Annotated in this window: 11 protein-coding genes; 9 read left to right on the top strand and 2 right to left on the bottom strand. The window is 39.4% G+C overall.

All coding sequences use genetic code 11. The features are described 5' to 3' along the window. Nucleotides 1–38 precede the first annotated feature (38 nt). Nucleotides 39–545: a sigma-70 family RNA polymerase sigma factor gene (locus ECA01S_RS12395; RefSeq protein ID WP_067396065.1), complete on the bottom strand. Its 507-nt coding sequence runs from the start codon at nucleotides 543–545 to the stop codon at nucleotides 39–41. A 181-nt stretch (nucleotides 546–726) separates the two neighbouring features. Between ECA01S_RS12395 and ECA01S_RS12390 the strand changes: the two genes are divergently transcribed. Then, complete coding sequence (locus ECA01S_RS12390; protein ID WP_067396062.1) at nucleotides 727–1,506, top strand: hypothetical protein; 780 nt, start codon at nucleotides 727–729, stop codon at nucleotides 1,504–1,506. A gap of 169 nt (nucleotides 1,507–1,675) precedes the next feature. On the opposite strand, the gene rlmD is transcribed toward ECA01S_RS12390, so the two are convergent. Continuing rightward, entirely contained in the window at nucleotides 1,676–3,040 is a 1,365-nt protein-coding gene (gene rlmD / locus ECA01S_RS12385; RefSeq protein ID WP_067396061.1) for a 23S rRNA (uracil(1939)-C(5))-methyltransferase RlmD, read from the bottom strand. Between the two features lie 112 nt (nucleotides 3,041–3,152). Here rlmD and recX point away from each other — a divergent pair, with 112 nt between their 5' ends. From recX to ECA01S_RS12345, 8 genes are all read left to right on the top strand, one after another. Continuing rightward, nucleotides 3,153–3,947 carry a recombination regulator RecX gene (gene recX, locus ECA01S_RS12380; protein WP_067396058.1) on the top strand — a complete coding sequence of 265 codons (795 nt, stop codon included), beginning with the start codon at nucleotides 3,153–3,155 and terminating at the stop codon, nucleotides 3,945–3,947. Then, nucleotides 3,937–5,070: an A/G-specific adenine glycosylase gene (gene mutY, locus ECA01S_RS12375; protein WP_067396055.1), complete on the top strand. Its 1,134-nt coding sequence runs from the start codon at nucleotides 3,937–3,939 to the stop codon at nucleotides 5,068–5,070. Before recX ends, mutY begins: the two co-directional genes overlap by 11 nt. A gap of 214 nt (nucleotides 5,071–5,284) precedes the next feature. After that, on the top strand, nucleotides 5,285–5,818 hold the full coding sequence (gene ntdP, locus ECA01S_RS12370) for a nucleoside tri-diphosphate phosphatase (protein WP_067396180.1): 534 nt from the start codon (nucleotides 5,285–5,287) through the stop codon (nucleotides 5,816–5,818). A 245-nt stretch (nucleotides 5,819–6,063) separates the two neighbouring features. Continuing rightward, nucleotides 6,064–6,588 (top strand): hypothetical protein, encoded by a 525-nt coding sequence (locus ECA01S_RS12365; RefSeq protein WP_067396051.1) that lies wholly within the window; start codon nucleotides 6,064–6,066, stop codon nucleotides 6,586–6,588. Between the two features lie 155 nt (nucleotides 6,589–6,743). Further along, on the top strand, nucleotides 6,744–7,151 hold the full coding sequence (locus tag ECA01S_RS12360; protein WP_067396048.1) for a DUF4430 domain-containing protein: 408 nt from the start codon (nucleotides 6,744–6,746) through the stop codon (nucleotides 7,149–7,151). Nucleotides 7,152–7,587: 436 nt separating this feature from the next. Further along, entirely contained in the window at nucleotides 7,588–8,847 is a 1,260-nt protein-coding gene (locus tag ECA01S_RS12355; protein ID WP_067396045.1) for a helix-turn-helix domain-containing protein, read from the top strand. 201 nt (nucleotides 8,848–9,048) lie between these two features. Beyond that, nucleotides 9,049–9,453 (top strand): hypothetical protein, encoded by a 405-nt coding sequence (locus ECA01S_RS12350; RefSeq protein ID WP_067396042.1) that lies wholly within the window; start codon nucleotides 9,049–9,051, stop codon nucleotides 9,451–9,453. A 12-nt stretch (nucleotides 9,454–9,465) separates the two neighbouring features. Further along, nucleotides 9,466–13,464 (top strand): MucBP domain-containing protein (locus ECA01S_RS12345; protein ID WP_169792780.1); only part of this gene is annotated, 3,999 nt, incomplete at its 3' end.

The following is a 13,464-nucleotide window of genomic DNA, read 5'->3' as shown; positions in this document are numbered from 1 at the left end:
GCCTTACATTAGTAATAACGAAAACCAGCAGAAAAGTGTTACCCTTTTCCGAAAAGTTTTGCAAATTTTAGTCCGATACGGTTACGCCGAGCATAGAGGGTTTTACGCGATACTTGGTATTTGCGGGCCAATTCTGTATAGGTCAAGTCATGTAGTAATAGATCCAAAAGCAGGACGCGTTCATCTGGTGTCAGGAGTGGGAGAATCTGGCGCAGCTGCTCTTGAACGGCTAAGTCCAAATCCAACGCCAGCTCAACACCCACCTCAAATACTTCATCAGTTAGATATTCATAAGGAAATTGATTTTTCCGCAAAGCGTCGCGCACCGTCCATTCCATTTTTTTAAAGGCATAGCCATAAAAACTGCGGGGCAGCTGTTCAAGGGTTCCACGGTACGTATCGCAAACGCCTAAAAAGGCTTCGCGGGCGATTTGCAGGTAATCTTCATAGTCAGGGCTTTGTGGTGAGATGCCGATCCGTTTCAGGACGCCGGGGCATAATCTAGGTTGTTCAGCTAAAAGTTGCATTTTTTCATCGTTTGTCATTGTTTATTCCTCCATGAGTCATTGACGGCCGTCGTCCATCAGTTTAGAGAAATGAAAAAAGTTGAAAACAAGTCAAAGTTGTTTCAATATGTAAAAGTTTGTACTGTTATTTGAAGATTTGCGTCTTCCATTTGTTAGAAAATTCTGTAAAATGAAAGAAAAGATGTAAGGATGTGGTGCGATGACAGAATTATTGGGGGAGGCAACAGTATTTGATATGGGCAGTTTGGCTAGTTATGAAGGGAAAATGACGATAGAGTTATTGCGGGAAATTTTTCCAGGCTACCAGATCCATCAACACTATTTAACCGAGCCACGGTTATCAGCTGAGGTTTGTTGGTTGTTTCAAATCACCATGGCAACCGGAAAAAAGATGACGGTGATGGTAAAAGAGCGGGAATTAGTGCTTTCTAGCCGTTCGACAAAGGAATTAGTAACGGAGCTGTTCGAACGGGAACAGCATTTATCTTATAAATTATATTGTCGGGCTTTTCGTGAACAGGTTTCCGGTGGGGAGACAGGCTGGCATAAAATGGTTTGCCCTTGCTTGAAAAGCGCCTGGATTCCCACTGAAGGAGCTAGTCGTAACGTCAGCCAAACTTGGGTCAATGCTATGAAAATCACCCATATCACCGCAATCAAGGCAGGCAGTGGTAAAGTAGGCGATGTCTATATGGGACAGCAACGTTTAAAAACAGGGCGCGATTGGCGGACTGTTGCGAAAAGCTATTCACGAGCCGCCCAAATCTATCTATTGTTTCATCCGTTTTTCGATAGTCAAAAGCATACATTTGAGATGGCTACCGAAAAATTAAAACTCTACAATGTCGCTTCGCCTTTTTTCTGTCAGCAAGCACAGCGAATGATTAAGGAGCTGCGACGATTCGACCGGGAAGACTTTTACCGTATTTACAATAATCTGCGCAAGGAAGAGATTTTAAAATGTCATTGTAACGAGTAGTCCTGACTTGGCGTAGCAGCCGCCCATCAAGCAGTCCAATCTTGAAAATCAGTAACGAGCAATGTCATTTTCAAAAAGGCTTCTTATTTAGGCTGGCTCGATTAATGATGCCTGGCGGCCATGCCAAAAAAGGACCTGTGACAGCTATTGGTCACAGGTCCTTAATTTATTATTTGCGTGTTAATTTCACGACGACTTCACAGCGTGCCGTTTGTGGAAACATATCGACTGACTGCAGATAATGGACACCATAAACCTTCGTTAGTTTAACGAGATCCCGAGCTAACGTGGAGACGTTGCAGGAAATATAGACCATTTTACGTGGCGGTTGTTTGACGATAGCTTGTAAAAGCTGGTGGTCTAGCCCTGTCCGGGGCGGGTCAACAATCAAACTATCTGGCTCAACGCCTTCTTTAAACCATTTCGGCAATAAGGATTCTGCAGTCCCCACTTCATAATGGGCATTGGTTACTCCGAGGCGAGCTGCGTTACGATGGGCATCATCAATGGCTTGCGGGATTGTGTCCATGCCGCGAATCTCTTTGACTTGTTGTGCCATACTAAGGCCAATCGTGCCGACGCCGCAGTAGGCATCAATCAGCACCTCTTCTTTTTGTGGGTCCAGCGCTTTGCGAGCTTCCGCATAAAGAATTTCGGTTTGTTGCGGATTCAACTGGAAGAACGCGCGTGGTGATAGGTCAAATTGAACGCCTTGAATTTCTTCCTCGATACTTTCTTTACCCCAGAGATGCAGGGTTTCATCCCCCATAACAAGCGAGGTTTTTTTCGGCTGTACATTTTGCATGATGGAAACGACTTCTGGCATTTGCTCAATCATTTCGCGAATCAAGGCATTTTTCTGAGGCAGTTTCGGTGTCCGAGTAATCAAGACAACTTGGACTTCACCCGTTTTGATTCCCATGCGCACCATCACCGTTCGCAAGATACCACTGTTGGTTCGCTCATCATAAACAGGCAAGCGATATTTATTCAGCAGTGCCACTGTTGCGTTCATAACGGTGGTGGTCACAGGCTGTTGCACGATACAATCTTTTAGAGGGACGAGGGTGTGAGAGTTGGTTTCGTAAAGTCCCGCCTCAATCGTGTCGCCCTGCTGGCGCAGTTGAAATTGGGCTTTATTGCGGTAGTGCCAAGGGTCATCCATGCCTAAGGTGTTGCGCAATTCCCAGCTTTCCCAGCCGGCCGGTTTAAACTTGGCTAGAGCTTGCTTTAATAGGTCTTTTTTGAAGTCTAATTGGCTTTGATAATTTAAGTGCTGCAGCTGGCAGCCACCGCAACGGTCATATACCGGACAAGGTGGCACCACCCGGTCAGGGCTTTTTTTCACAATACGGACAATTGACGCTTCCGCGAATTTTTCGGTGGCTTTCTCAACGCGGGCATTGACGGTCTCGCCAGGCAAAGCACCCGGTACAAAGGTAATCAGTCGCTGAAAATAACCGATACCTTCCCCATTGATCCCTAATCGTTTAATTTTTAAGGTCAGTTGTTGACCGATTTTTACTTTAGGCATAAGGACAACTCCATGTTAGATTTGTGGCTTCATTTTAGCATAAATCACAGATTGGTGACAGTCGGTTTCTTATGGTATAGTGGGAATGTATGTTCCCATAGGAGAGGATAGCATGAAAATTTTAAAAATCACCGCCGCGCGCGGTCAGTATATTGTTGATTTAGACACCGACCAGCAGTTGACGGTCTCCGAAGATGTGTTGGTCCGTTTTCGTCTGCTAAAAGGGATGGAGCTGACGGAAACCGAATTACAAACCATCAAAAAAGCTAGTTCCTTTGATACCGGTTTGCAGCTGGCTTATCGGTGGCTAAGCTACCAATTACGTACGGAAAAGGAATTGCGGACGTATCTTAGAGACCATGAGATTGAAGGAAGGGATATTCCTAAGATTATTCAGCGTCTAAAGGAATTACAATTAGTAGATGATGAAATATTCGCCAAAAGCTTTGTGCGGACGCAAATGCGCACCAGCGAACGTGGTCCGGGACAAATCCAGCAACAGCTGGTGAAAAAAGGGGTCACTTTGCCAGTAATCGAGTCCGCTTTAGCAGAATATAGTGGGGACAATCAACTGGCAAATGCTAGTAACGCAGCAGCCAAGCTGTTGAAGCGACAGCACAATAAAAGCTGGCGCGAAAGTTTACAAAAGGTTCGGCTAGGGCTGATGCAAAAGGGCTTCAGTAAGGAAATCATAGATGAGGCGATGGCGACCTTGCAAAATGATCCGGATGAAGACCAAGAGCAGCAGGCATTGGAAAAGCTAGGGGATCGTTTGTGGGAACGAAACCGCAAACTACCTACTGCTAAACGCCGCATGAAGGTCAAACAAAGTTTATATCAAAAGGGCTTTAGCTTAGATTTAATCGAATCATTTTTACAAGCAAAGGAAGTAGCAGATGACGAATAGTTGGGAAGACTGGTCAGAAGGAAAGATCGCGCGTTTTCGCAAAATATTTTTAGACTGGTATCAGCAAGAACATCGCCTATTACCATGGCGGGAGAATCAAGACCCTTACCGAATTTGGATTTCGGAAATTATGTTGCAGCAAACCCGTGTCGATACCGTGATTGGCTATTTTTACCGCTTTATGGAGACATTTCCTACTATTGAAGCATTAGCAGAGGCACCGGAGGACAAGCTCTTAAAGGTTTGGGAAGGCTTGGGCTATTATTCCCGCGCTCGTAACCTAAAAGCCGCCGCCCAACAAATCATGACTGAGTTTGATGGGAAAATGCCGCAAACCTTAGCAGAGATTCAATCGCTGAAGGGTATCGGTCCCTATACAGCGGGTGCGATTGCCAGTATCGCCTATAATTTGCCGGAGCCAGCTATTGATGGCAACGTCATGCGGGTGCTGAGCCGTCTTTTTGAAATCGACGCAGATATCGCCAAGCCTGCTAGTCGAAAGATTTTTGACGAGGCAATGCGAACAATCATCGATCCCCAGCAACCAGGGGAGTTTAATCAAGCCTTGATGGATTTAGGTTCTGCTATTTGTACGCCAACCTCACCACAGTGTTCGGCATGTCCACTCCAAGCCTTTTGCCAAAGTGCGCATCACGGTACCCAAACTCAGTATCCTGTGAAGAGTAAAAAAGCCAAACCTAAGCCTGTCTATTATTTGGCATTAGTGATTGAAAAAGATGGTAAGTTGCTGCTAGAACAACGTCCAGCTACGGGCTTATTGGCAAACTTCTGGACGTTTCCTTTAGTAGAGGTGACCGAAAGCGAATACCGCCATTATCAACAAACCTGGCAACCTAGTGAGGGTCCCTTAGATTTAGTGGCGGAGGATGAGCTAGTCATTGGCGATTGGCCGGTAGTTTGGCAAAAACGTACGATTGGTGAAGCAACGCATGTCTTTAGCCACCTCAAATGGCACTTATTAGTCTTTCATGGTCATGCCTTGAAGGTAACGTTAGCCGAAAATCAACGCTGGATCTCATTAGCAGATATTCGTGATTATCCGTTACCAAAGCCACAGTTAAAAATGCTAGACGTTATTAAACAAGAACATTTATTTGATTAAAATTAGGACAAACTTTTACACGATAAAACAAAGTTACAATCTAGTGTTTTGAATCAATTAATGTTTGTAGTATGGTGAGCTTGTGAGGCATAAGAAGAATTCGAAAATTGAAGTGGAAACAGTTTGCAATAGGAGAAGATATGCTATAATGAATTCGAGTTCGGTGTAAATACACCCAAACACATGACGACACAGTCGAGAAAGTTGGGTTATGATGCGTGTGCCACGAGAAGGTGAGTTCGTCACCATCCAAAGTTACAAACATGACGGCAATCTGCATCGAGTCTGGCGAGATACTATGGTATTAAAAACGAGCGAATATTCCATCATTGGCGTCAACGATCACACTCTTGTGACGGAATCTGACGGCCGCAGATGGGTCACGCGGGAACCTGCTATTGTCTATTTTCACAAAAAGTATTGGTTCAACGTGATCGCTATGATTAGAGAAAAGGGGGTTTCCTATTATTGCAATTTAGCTTCACCCTATCTTTTGGATGAAGAAGCCTTAAAGTACATCGACTATGATCTCGATATCAAAGTCTTTCCTGATGGCGAAAAACGGCTCTTGGATGTGGACGAGTATGAAATGCACCGCAAACAAATGCATTACTCCGGCGACATTGATTTTATCCTTAAAGAAAATGTGAAGATATTAGTCGATTGGATCAATAATGGAAAAGGCCCATTCTCTGACGAGTACATCGATATCTGGTACCGCCGTTATCAACAGTTATCTAAAAAGTAGCTGACCGCAGTGCCGCTGCCCTTCATCTTGGATGGAGGGCTTTTTTGTGCAGTGTCAGTGTCAAAAAATAGACGATAAAGCGAAAAAATAGAAAAAGATGAGTGAAGACGGCATGATACAATAACAAGTGTATGATGTCACAAACTTGCTAGCAGTGAAACAAATAGGGAAAGCAAGAACAAAAAGAATTTAGTGATTGAACAAAGTTGGGTTGGAGTAAGCAAAGCAAAGCAAAGGAGGATATAATGAAAAAGAAATGGGTGTTACCAATTATCACAATGGGTTTGTTGGCGTTGACGGCTTGTACCAAAGAGTCGCCGACAGCATCTTCAAGTACCAGTACAACAGAGGCGTCACTTGTCGAATCGTCTTCTACAACCGTAGCAGTCTCATCGGAATCTAGTGCACTAGCAACAGCGGAGTCAACTGATAGCCAGGGTAATAGTAGTAACTTTTCATTAATGGTGGAAGCGGCTCAATCGCAAACCGCATCGATTAAAGAACAAATGGGAGATATGTACTCAGATATTTCCATCACAGAAGGCAAAGATATGACCATTATCTACACGTATACATTGGCGGAAAAATCGGATTTTGCCGTTGATGTTGAGGCGATGCGCCCCACGCTAGTAAAGGGCCTTAAGCCGACGATGGATGCTATCACTCCTCTGTTTCCTGAGGCAAAGATCCAAGTCATCTTTTTGAATCCTGATGACAGTGAGATTGCGAATTTGTTAATCACCAAGGAAGACACAGATAAAGTCGAATAAAATCAGGCTAGCGGAACATTTAGCCGAGCAAAAAGGAGTAGGTCGTGCTACTCCTTTTTTGTGTTAGATGAGAGAGCATAGAGAATGCCCATGGAATTCTTAGTTCAATAGCATTTACAAGTGTGATTAAATAGAGGAAAAGGGAGGAATGAAGGATGAAAAAAATTGGACAATGGTCACTGGTCTTAGCAAGTGTCTTAGTATTATCTGCCTGTGGTGGTACTGGCGGAACGGATGCTTCCAGCGCATCCTCTACTGCGGAAACCTCGCAACAAAGCGTAGCAGCACAGCACGCAACGGTTATTTTGCAGGAAGACGGAAAAGAAATCAGCACTAAAGAAGTGGATTTTAAAGAGGGCGATAACCTATTCACTGTGATGTCCAACAGTTTTGACATTAAAGACCAAGATGGTTTTATCACCAGCATTGACGGTCATGCGCAAGATGATACAGCGAAAAAATATTGGACCTACACCATCAATGACAAAGAAGTGATGACAGGTGCCAAAGAAGTCATCTTAAAAGAAGGCGACAAGGTAATTTTTAATTTAGCGCCGATGTAAGAATGATGTTGATAATTTACATGACGTCTTTTTTCGTAAATGAATATTGAATACATTTTGAAAGTTCGCTTTAGAAAATGCAATCTTTTATACGGGTTGGATAGAAACCTTTGTTAATACTAAGAAACATACATTCTTTAGAAAAACGGCTTAATTAACTAAGTAGAAGAAGCACGATAATAGCGGCAGAATTCTGTGAAGATCAAAGCGCAAGGGACAAGAAAACTAATTGTGACTGCACGAAATATGAGAAATCATTTTCGTGCAGTCTTTTTGTTTTCAAACTTAATTATGTATTCTTTATTTCTCGAACTAATTTACTGTATTGCCAATCTATCCATAGTCAAACATAAAAGAAGATAAAATTTATCAAAAATCTTTACTATTATTAAGAAATATGAAATTATTAGACTGTGATTAAGAAAGTGGGGACAAAATGATAGGAATATTGATAAAATTTAAGAGATTAGTTGTGGGATATGATATGAAAAAATTTGCTGATAGTGAGCACATCAGCGTAGCACATTTATCAAATATTGAAAAAGGCAGACGTTGTCCAAGTATTGAGCTTCTTTTGTCTCTTGAAGCAAGATATAGTATGAAAATCAATTTTGTAGAACAAGATAGTCCACAGACTATTAAAGAATTACAAGAGAGCTTTCAAGCCTTATATAGAGGAGACTATGTGCAATTTGAACATGTACGTGAAAAATTATTAAGGAAAGAGCTGTCTATAGACGCATACTTTATTCTTGAACTATTAGGTTCCATTGTTAAACCTGAGATTTTTGAAGATAAGAAAGTTATTCGGTTTTTAGATCAAATTTTGGAAAAAGAAGCATGTAGTGAGTCAGTAAAGGAAGCTATCTATATTTATGAAATAATCTCGGCTAATTTCAATCGAGAAATTTTTCAGGCAATTGAAATTTGTCAAATAGCGATAGAAAACAATAAAAGTAGTGAAAATAGGGCCTACCTCTCGATACTTATGTTACTTTTTCAATGGGAAACAGGGATGAGATCACAATTATTAAAAGAGTTACCAGAAAAAAGAGATTTAGTTCACAGTGTTAGTCACAAAGATTATTTTATAGATATGTGGAATTATCTGTATGGGCAATGTATGCTCTATTATGGTTTTACTAATGAAGCAACTCATTTTCTTGAAAAAATTGTATCGAAAACTATCTATACAACAGATAGCGAAGGGTTTATCAGACAATGTATCTCGAAAATCCTATTATTTTCGTATACTACATCAAGTACTATAAATAAGGAAGAAATTTTAGAAGATATTTCGGTCAACATAGCGAATCCGCATTTTACAAAAGAAATAGAGCCTTACATATATACTTTTGCGACTGTACTGATAGAGCAAGGCAAATGTGATAAAGCAATTAACCTCATTTCAAAAATAGAACAAAGGACAACGAAGAAGAGAAAGCACCCAAATCAACTGTTTTATGAGTTTATGTTAAACTTTCATAATAAACAACACGCTAGATGTTTAGCACTAAGCGAAGATTATTTTTTGGATGAAGGCAACGTTGCGAATAATCCTTTTCAAGGGGTCGATATCTGTAAAATGATGATACAAATTTATGAAAAGAAGAAACAATATAAAAATGCTACTAATTGGGGGAAACGAGCTATTAAAATATCTAATACCTATTTCGGTTGTAAAAGTTTAGCTTAATCAAATATTTGAAAAGTAATTTGTCGTTTTTTCGATAAATTACTTTTTTTTTGATTAATTTTCAAATTTATTGAAACTTTAAATAGAAAGCTATACTTGAAGTATAACCCTGGTTATGAAATGAACACTAGTATCATGGCTTCATGGAGGGAGGAATTAAGAAAAGTGAATTTCAAAATGAGAAGAAGGAGGAAAGGAAAAATGAGTTTTTTATGGAACTATTCATTTGATGAGCTTATCCTCTCAGAGGATGAAGGGAAAGAAAAAACATCAACAATTCAGAATTATTTCTTTTCGGAATTAAGAAGTCTATTTAATGAAAAAAGAGTATATACGCTAGAATTAGTAAAAAAAATTAGTTCGAACAATTTTGAGGAAATGATTGGAGAATTGAATTTTTCGGATGCATATTTACAAGTTTGTCTACTATTTGGGATGAATATGGAACAGGCAGATATCGCTGGATTAAATAATCTTAGGGAGATTGTCTATGAAGATACCTATAAATATTTGGAGGATCGGGAAATATATCATACCAATTTTAAGTTTGAAAACTACTTATTATCAAAAAAGCTACCAACACATATTGAAAATATTCAACAATGAGGAGATGAGTAAATGAAAAAGATGGCATCAATACTGCTGTCAATGGTACTTGTTATGAATTCGCTTACGCCAATTGGGGTAGTTTTTGGACAAGAACAAGATATTATTGCTACAACGCAAAGCAGTATTCCTGATACCATGGATTCTGAAAGTACTAATGAACTAACTGAGGAAAGTACTGTTGTAACCAGCGATGAATCCACGGAGCAATCAGAATTAGAACAAAGTGAAGAAATCTCTACTGAGGATATACCTATAGAAACAAATCAAGATCCACCTGTTGAAGACGAAGGTAAGACGGTTATAGACGATAGTGATGAATCTCACGATAAGAATGTGGAAGCTTCCAAAGAAAAAAACAAAAGTGTGAAGTTTGAGAGGGATGCGGAATCTTCAACTGAAGCTATCACTATTGAAACAGTATATGATAAGACAATGCCGGGATCTGCTTATTTTTCAAACTCGTACACTGATTTTCTTAGTGGAGAAAAATTGAATCTAAAGACAACAGTTCGGTACACACAAACGGAAGAACAACAAACTAGTTATCCAGACCCGGTGATTGAATATCGTTTTCCGACCGATAAGTTTGAAATGATACAGGTAAGTGATTGGCCGAATGAAGGTGTTTCACAAATTAAATCAAAAAGTGTAGAACACCTTCAAGATGTAGTTTTAATTAGAATTACTTTGAATCAGCTAGCTCCTGGGCAAGAAGTATCGATTCCATTCACAGTAAAAACAAAAAATTATGGATACAGAAATAATGATCCAATTATTATTGATGCTAAGTTAATGGATAACAATGAGAGTGATATAACTAATTCGACGCTTTCTTTAGTTGCCCACACACTAAGTGAGTATAAAGAAAGCGAACCGGATTTTCCTGAAATACACTATAGCGAAAATGAAGTAGAAGCTGGAAAAGCCGATAGTACTCCCAAAAGATTTTATTTAAATGCCGAACGATACTTTATAGGAGGCGAACTTAATGATGTAAGAGGTTCCTTAGGGATTGAGAATAGAAATCTCATCGTAAATGTTCATCTTCCAAACGAGGATTATACGTTTAGACCAGTAGAGCATGGATTTCCAGCTGGAGATGTAACAATTAAAGATAATAATGGGGAATGGATATTTACGCCTGAGGAGCTAGATGGTAATGTTTCCGGAACAGCTTTCATATTTCCATTAGATTTAGTTTTGCCTGGTGCTGTTTTTGATGAGAATATTCCTATTAGTTTTTCTATTAGCTATTTAGAAGAAGATAATTCTAGAACCCTGATGTATGAAGGTACGTCTAATGTTTTACCTGTAACTTTAACAAATGTGGGGTCTCCAAATCTATTTCATGATACGATGTGGTGGGGGTATCTTCAAGATGGTAGCTTATATCGTAACAAATTTATTCTTAATTCTGATGTAAATCAAGCCTCCATAGTAACCTCAACGCAAGTAAGTTATTCTAATGATGCAGTTGAAGAAAAAACGGAGACTTTGGGCTTGAAGAGTGTGAGTTTAGACTTTTCGGATCCAAGTATAGAAGGTGTCCCTTCGAGCATATCTGGGTATCAGTTATTAATAGGCGAAGATGCCTTCACACTTGAAGATATAAATAAATTAGGAAATAATCAGCTGATTGGTATTGATTTTGAGGGAAATGAGACATTAATAATTGAGAATATTAAAAATACAACTGATAGAAATCATTTTGAAACTATAAAAAAGGCAGGACCGTTTCAAAAGTATAAACTAGTTTTTGATGAGCAAGTTAATATTTTAAATACAGGTACTGAGGCTATAAACTTATTCTTAGTTTTTGATTTAGATGAATCAAAAATTCAGATGTTAAAAGAGGATGCGGCTGAATCATCGAGTCGTAGTACTACTAACTTTGGGGTATCATCAACTGTCGATATAGACAGTAAATATGAAAATCTGGGAGGATCACCAACAACCACATATGTAAATGATGTTTCTTTTACTTTACCCGAACAGGTTTCATTTCATAATTATGGAAGTAACATAACTAATAATAATTTGTTCATAGGTAATAGCTTTTCATATAACCATACAGTTGATATAGCTTTAGAACGCCAAAATGGTTCGGGAAATGATAAACCAGAATTAGTAGAAGGGACCACGGGATATGTGGTTTTAGCTCCTCCAGGTATAGAAGTTAGAGACGTTAGACTGAGATTTATTGACCCAATTGTCAATCAACGTCCCTCTCGAGTGGTCGAAAACTATAAAGAAACTGGAAAAACGGCGTACTTTTTCTTATATGAAGATGTTACATTCCGAGAAAAGAACCTAAGTGCCTATTTTAATCTATTTGCCAATTATGGATCTCAGGCAGGGCTAAATGAAATAGAGTCCTACTTTATTTGGGGAAGTCAGGATAAATATCCCGATGGTACAACAGAACCTTATTTTCCCCAAGATCCTCAGCCTGGGGTTCCAGATGAATTAGATATAAATGGAAATCAAAATACAGAGGAATTAGTGTATCACGAGACTCAAACTATTAATCTTCGACAAGCTGAAGCATTGGTTAATTATGTGAAATCGAAGAGGACTTCTGATGAATTAGCTCCCTTTTTAGAACAAACAAATACTATTCCTAATTCAAACATTACTTATCGGCTATATATTGACAACACAACAAAAGTAGATTATCCCTTTACAGAGTCATTAAATATCCTTCCGTATCAAGGTGATCACACGTTAAATGATCAAAATGATTCTAGAAACAGTGAGTTTCCAGTGCAATTATTAGGGCCTGTTCGTGCACCAGAAGGATATGAAGTCTTGTATTCTATAGAAGAACAAGGAACAACTTACTCAGATGATTTAAAATCAGAATGGCTCACTGAAGCAGAAATGTCAGTTTTAGGATTTTCATCTGCAAGAAAAATTAAAATAACTTCTCAAGAAGGAACTATATTAGCGGCAGAAACATCCGTATTTTTTGAATACGATGCCTACGTACCGACGGCTGATATTCTTCGTATTGGAAATACTGTCTATAACTCTATGGGAACTCGAACGACTACAAGTATGGATATGGTCGAATCCACAAATAATGTCGTGAATGTTGTGAACCCATTTGTTGGGGGAAAAGTTTTTCTAGATGGCGATTTAAATGGCATTTACATGGGATCCTTGGATAACCCTTTAGAAGAATACAAAGTAATATTAAAAAAATTCAATAATGAAAAAAATAGTTTTGAAATCTTATATGAAGTAAACACTGATCAAAATGGAGAATACTATTTTGGAAATCTTGATTTTGGGCGTTATCAAGTTCAATTTGTGATTGGTGAAAATGAGACATTTACTATGCCTCGTCCTTTAAATTATCCCTTAGTAGGAAACAATGTACAAGATGGAGATTTTGTTGAATTTGAACTTTCTGAATCCGTTCAATCACAGTTTTTAAATGCTGGAATATTACCATCGAATGAAGTTACTATTACGGTGACACCAGTTGATGAAAATGGCGATCCAATTGAAGGCTATCCATCAGAAGAATATCCAGGAAAACCAGGGGAGCCAGTAGAGATTGAGGTACCAGAGATTCCAGGATATGAACGTGAAACGCCAGACGAAGACATTCCGACGGAATACCCAGAGGAAGATACAGAAGTCCCAGTAACCTACGTGAAAGTAACAGAAATCAAAGTAACGTATCAGGACGAAGAGGGGAACGAGCTTCAAGCAGGAAGTGAGAAAACCCAACGCGTTGAAACAGAATACGAAACAACGGGACCAGAAACAATTGAAAAAGATGGCAAGACGTATGAATTGGTAGAAGTCCCAAGCAATGCGACAGGGACAGTTGGGTATGATCCAATTGAAGTCAACTATGTGTACCGTGAAGTAGAACCAAGCAGCACGATTACGGTGACACCAGTTGATGAAAATGGCGATCCAATTGAAGGCTATCCATCAGAAGAATATCCAGGAAAACCAGGGGACGCAGTAGAGATTGAGGTACCAGAGATTCCA

Origin of the sequence: Enterococcus canis NBRC 100695, from assembly GCF_001544375.1 — a bacterium.
Taxonomy (GTDB): domain Bacteria; phylum Bacillota; class Bacilli; order Lactobacillales; family Enterococcaceae; genus Enterococcus_H; species Enterococcus_H canis.
This window is presented reverse-complemented; position numbering and strand designations above follow the sequence as displayed.

Excerpts from the sequence above, each read along its gene's own strand:
- rlmD (WP_067396061.1), bottom strand. The coding sequence starts at position 3,040 with ATGCCTAAAGTAAAAATCGGTCAACAACTGACCTTAAAAATTAAACGA.
- ECA01S_RS12350 (WP_067396042.1), top strand. The coding sequence starts at position 9,049 with ATGAGTTTTTTATGGAACTATTCATTTGATGAGCTTATCCTCTCAGAG.
- ECA01S_RS12395 (WP_067396065.1), bottom strand. The coding sequence starts at position 545 with ATGACAAACGATGAAAAAATGCAACTTTTAGCTGAACAACCTAGATTA.
- ECA01S_RS12390 (WP_067396062.1), top strand. The coding sequence starts at position 727 with ATGACAGAATTATTGGGGGAGGCAACAGTATTTGATATGGGCAGTTTG.
- mutY (WP_067396055.1), top strand. The coding sequence starts at position 3,937 with ATGACGAATAGTTGGGAAGACTGGTCAGAAGGAAAGATCGCGCGTTTT.
- ntdP (WP_067396180.1), top strand. The coding sequence starts at position 5,285 with ATGCGTGTGCCACGAGAAGGTGAGTTCGTCACCATCCAAAGTTACAAA.
- ECA01S_RS12360 (WP_067396048.1), top strand. The coding sequence starts at position 6,744 with ATGAAAAAAATTGGACAATGGTCACTGGTCTTAGCAAGTGTCTTAGTA.
- ECA01S_RS12355 (WP_067396045.1), top strand. The coding sequence starts at position 7,588 with ATGATAGGAATATTGATAAAATTTAAGAGATTAGTTGTGGGATATGAT.
- ECA01S_RS12365 (WP_067396051.1), top strand. The coding sequence starts at position 6,064 with ATGAAAAAGAAATGGGTGTTACCAATTATCACAATGGGTTTGTTGGCG.
- recX (WP_067396058.1), top strand. The coding sequence starts at position 3,153 with ATGAAAATTTTAAAAATCACCGCCGCGCGCGGTCAGTATATTGTTGAT.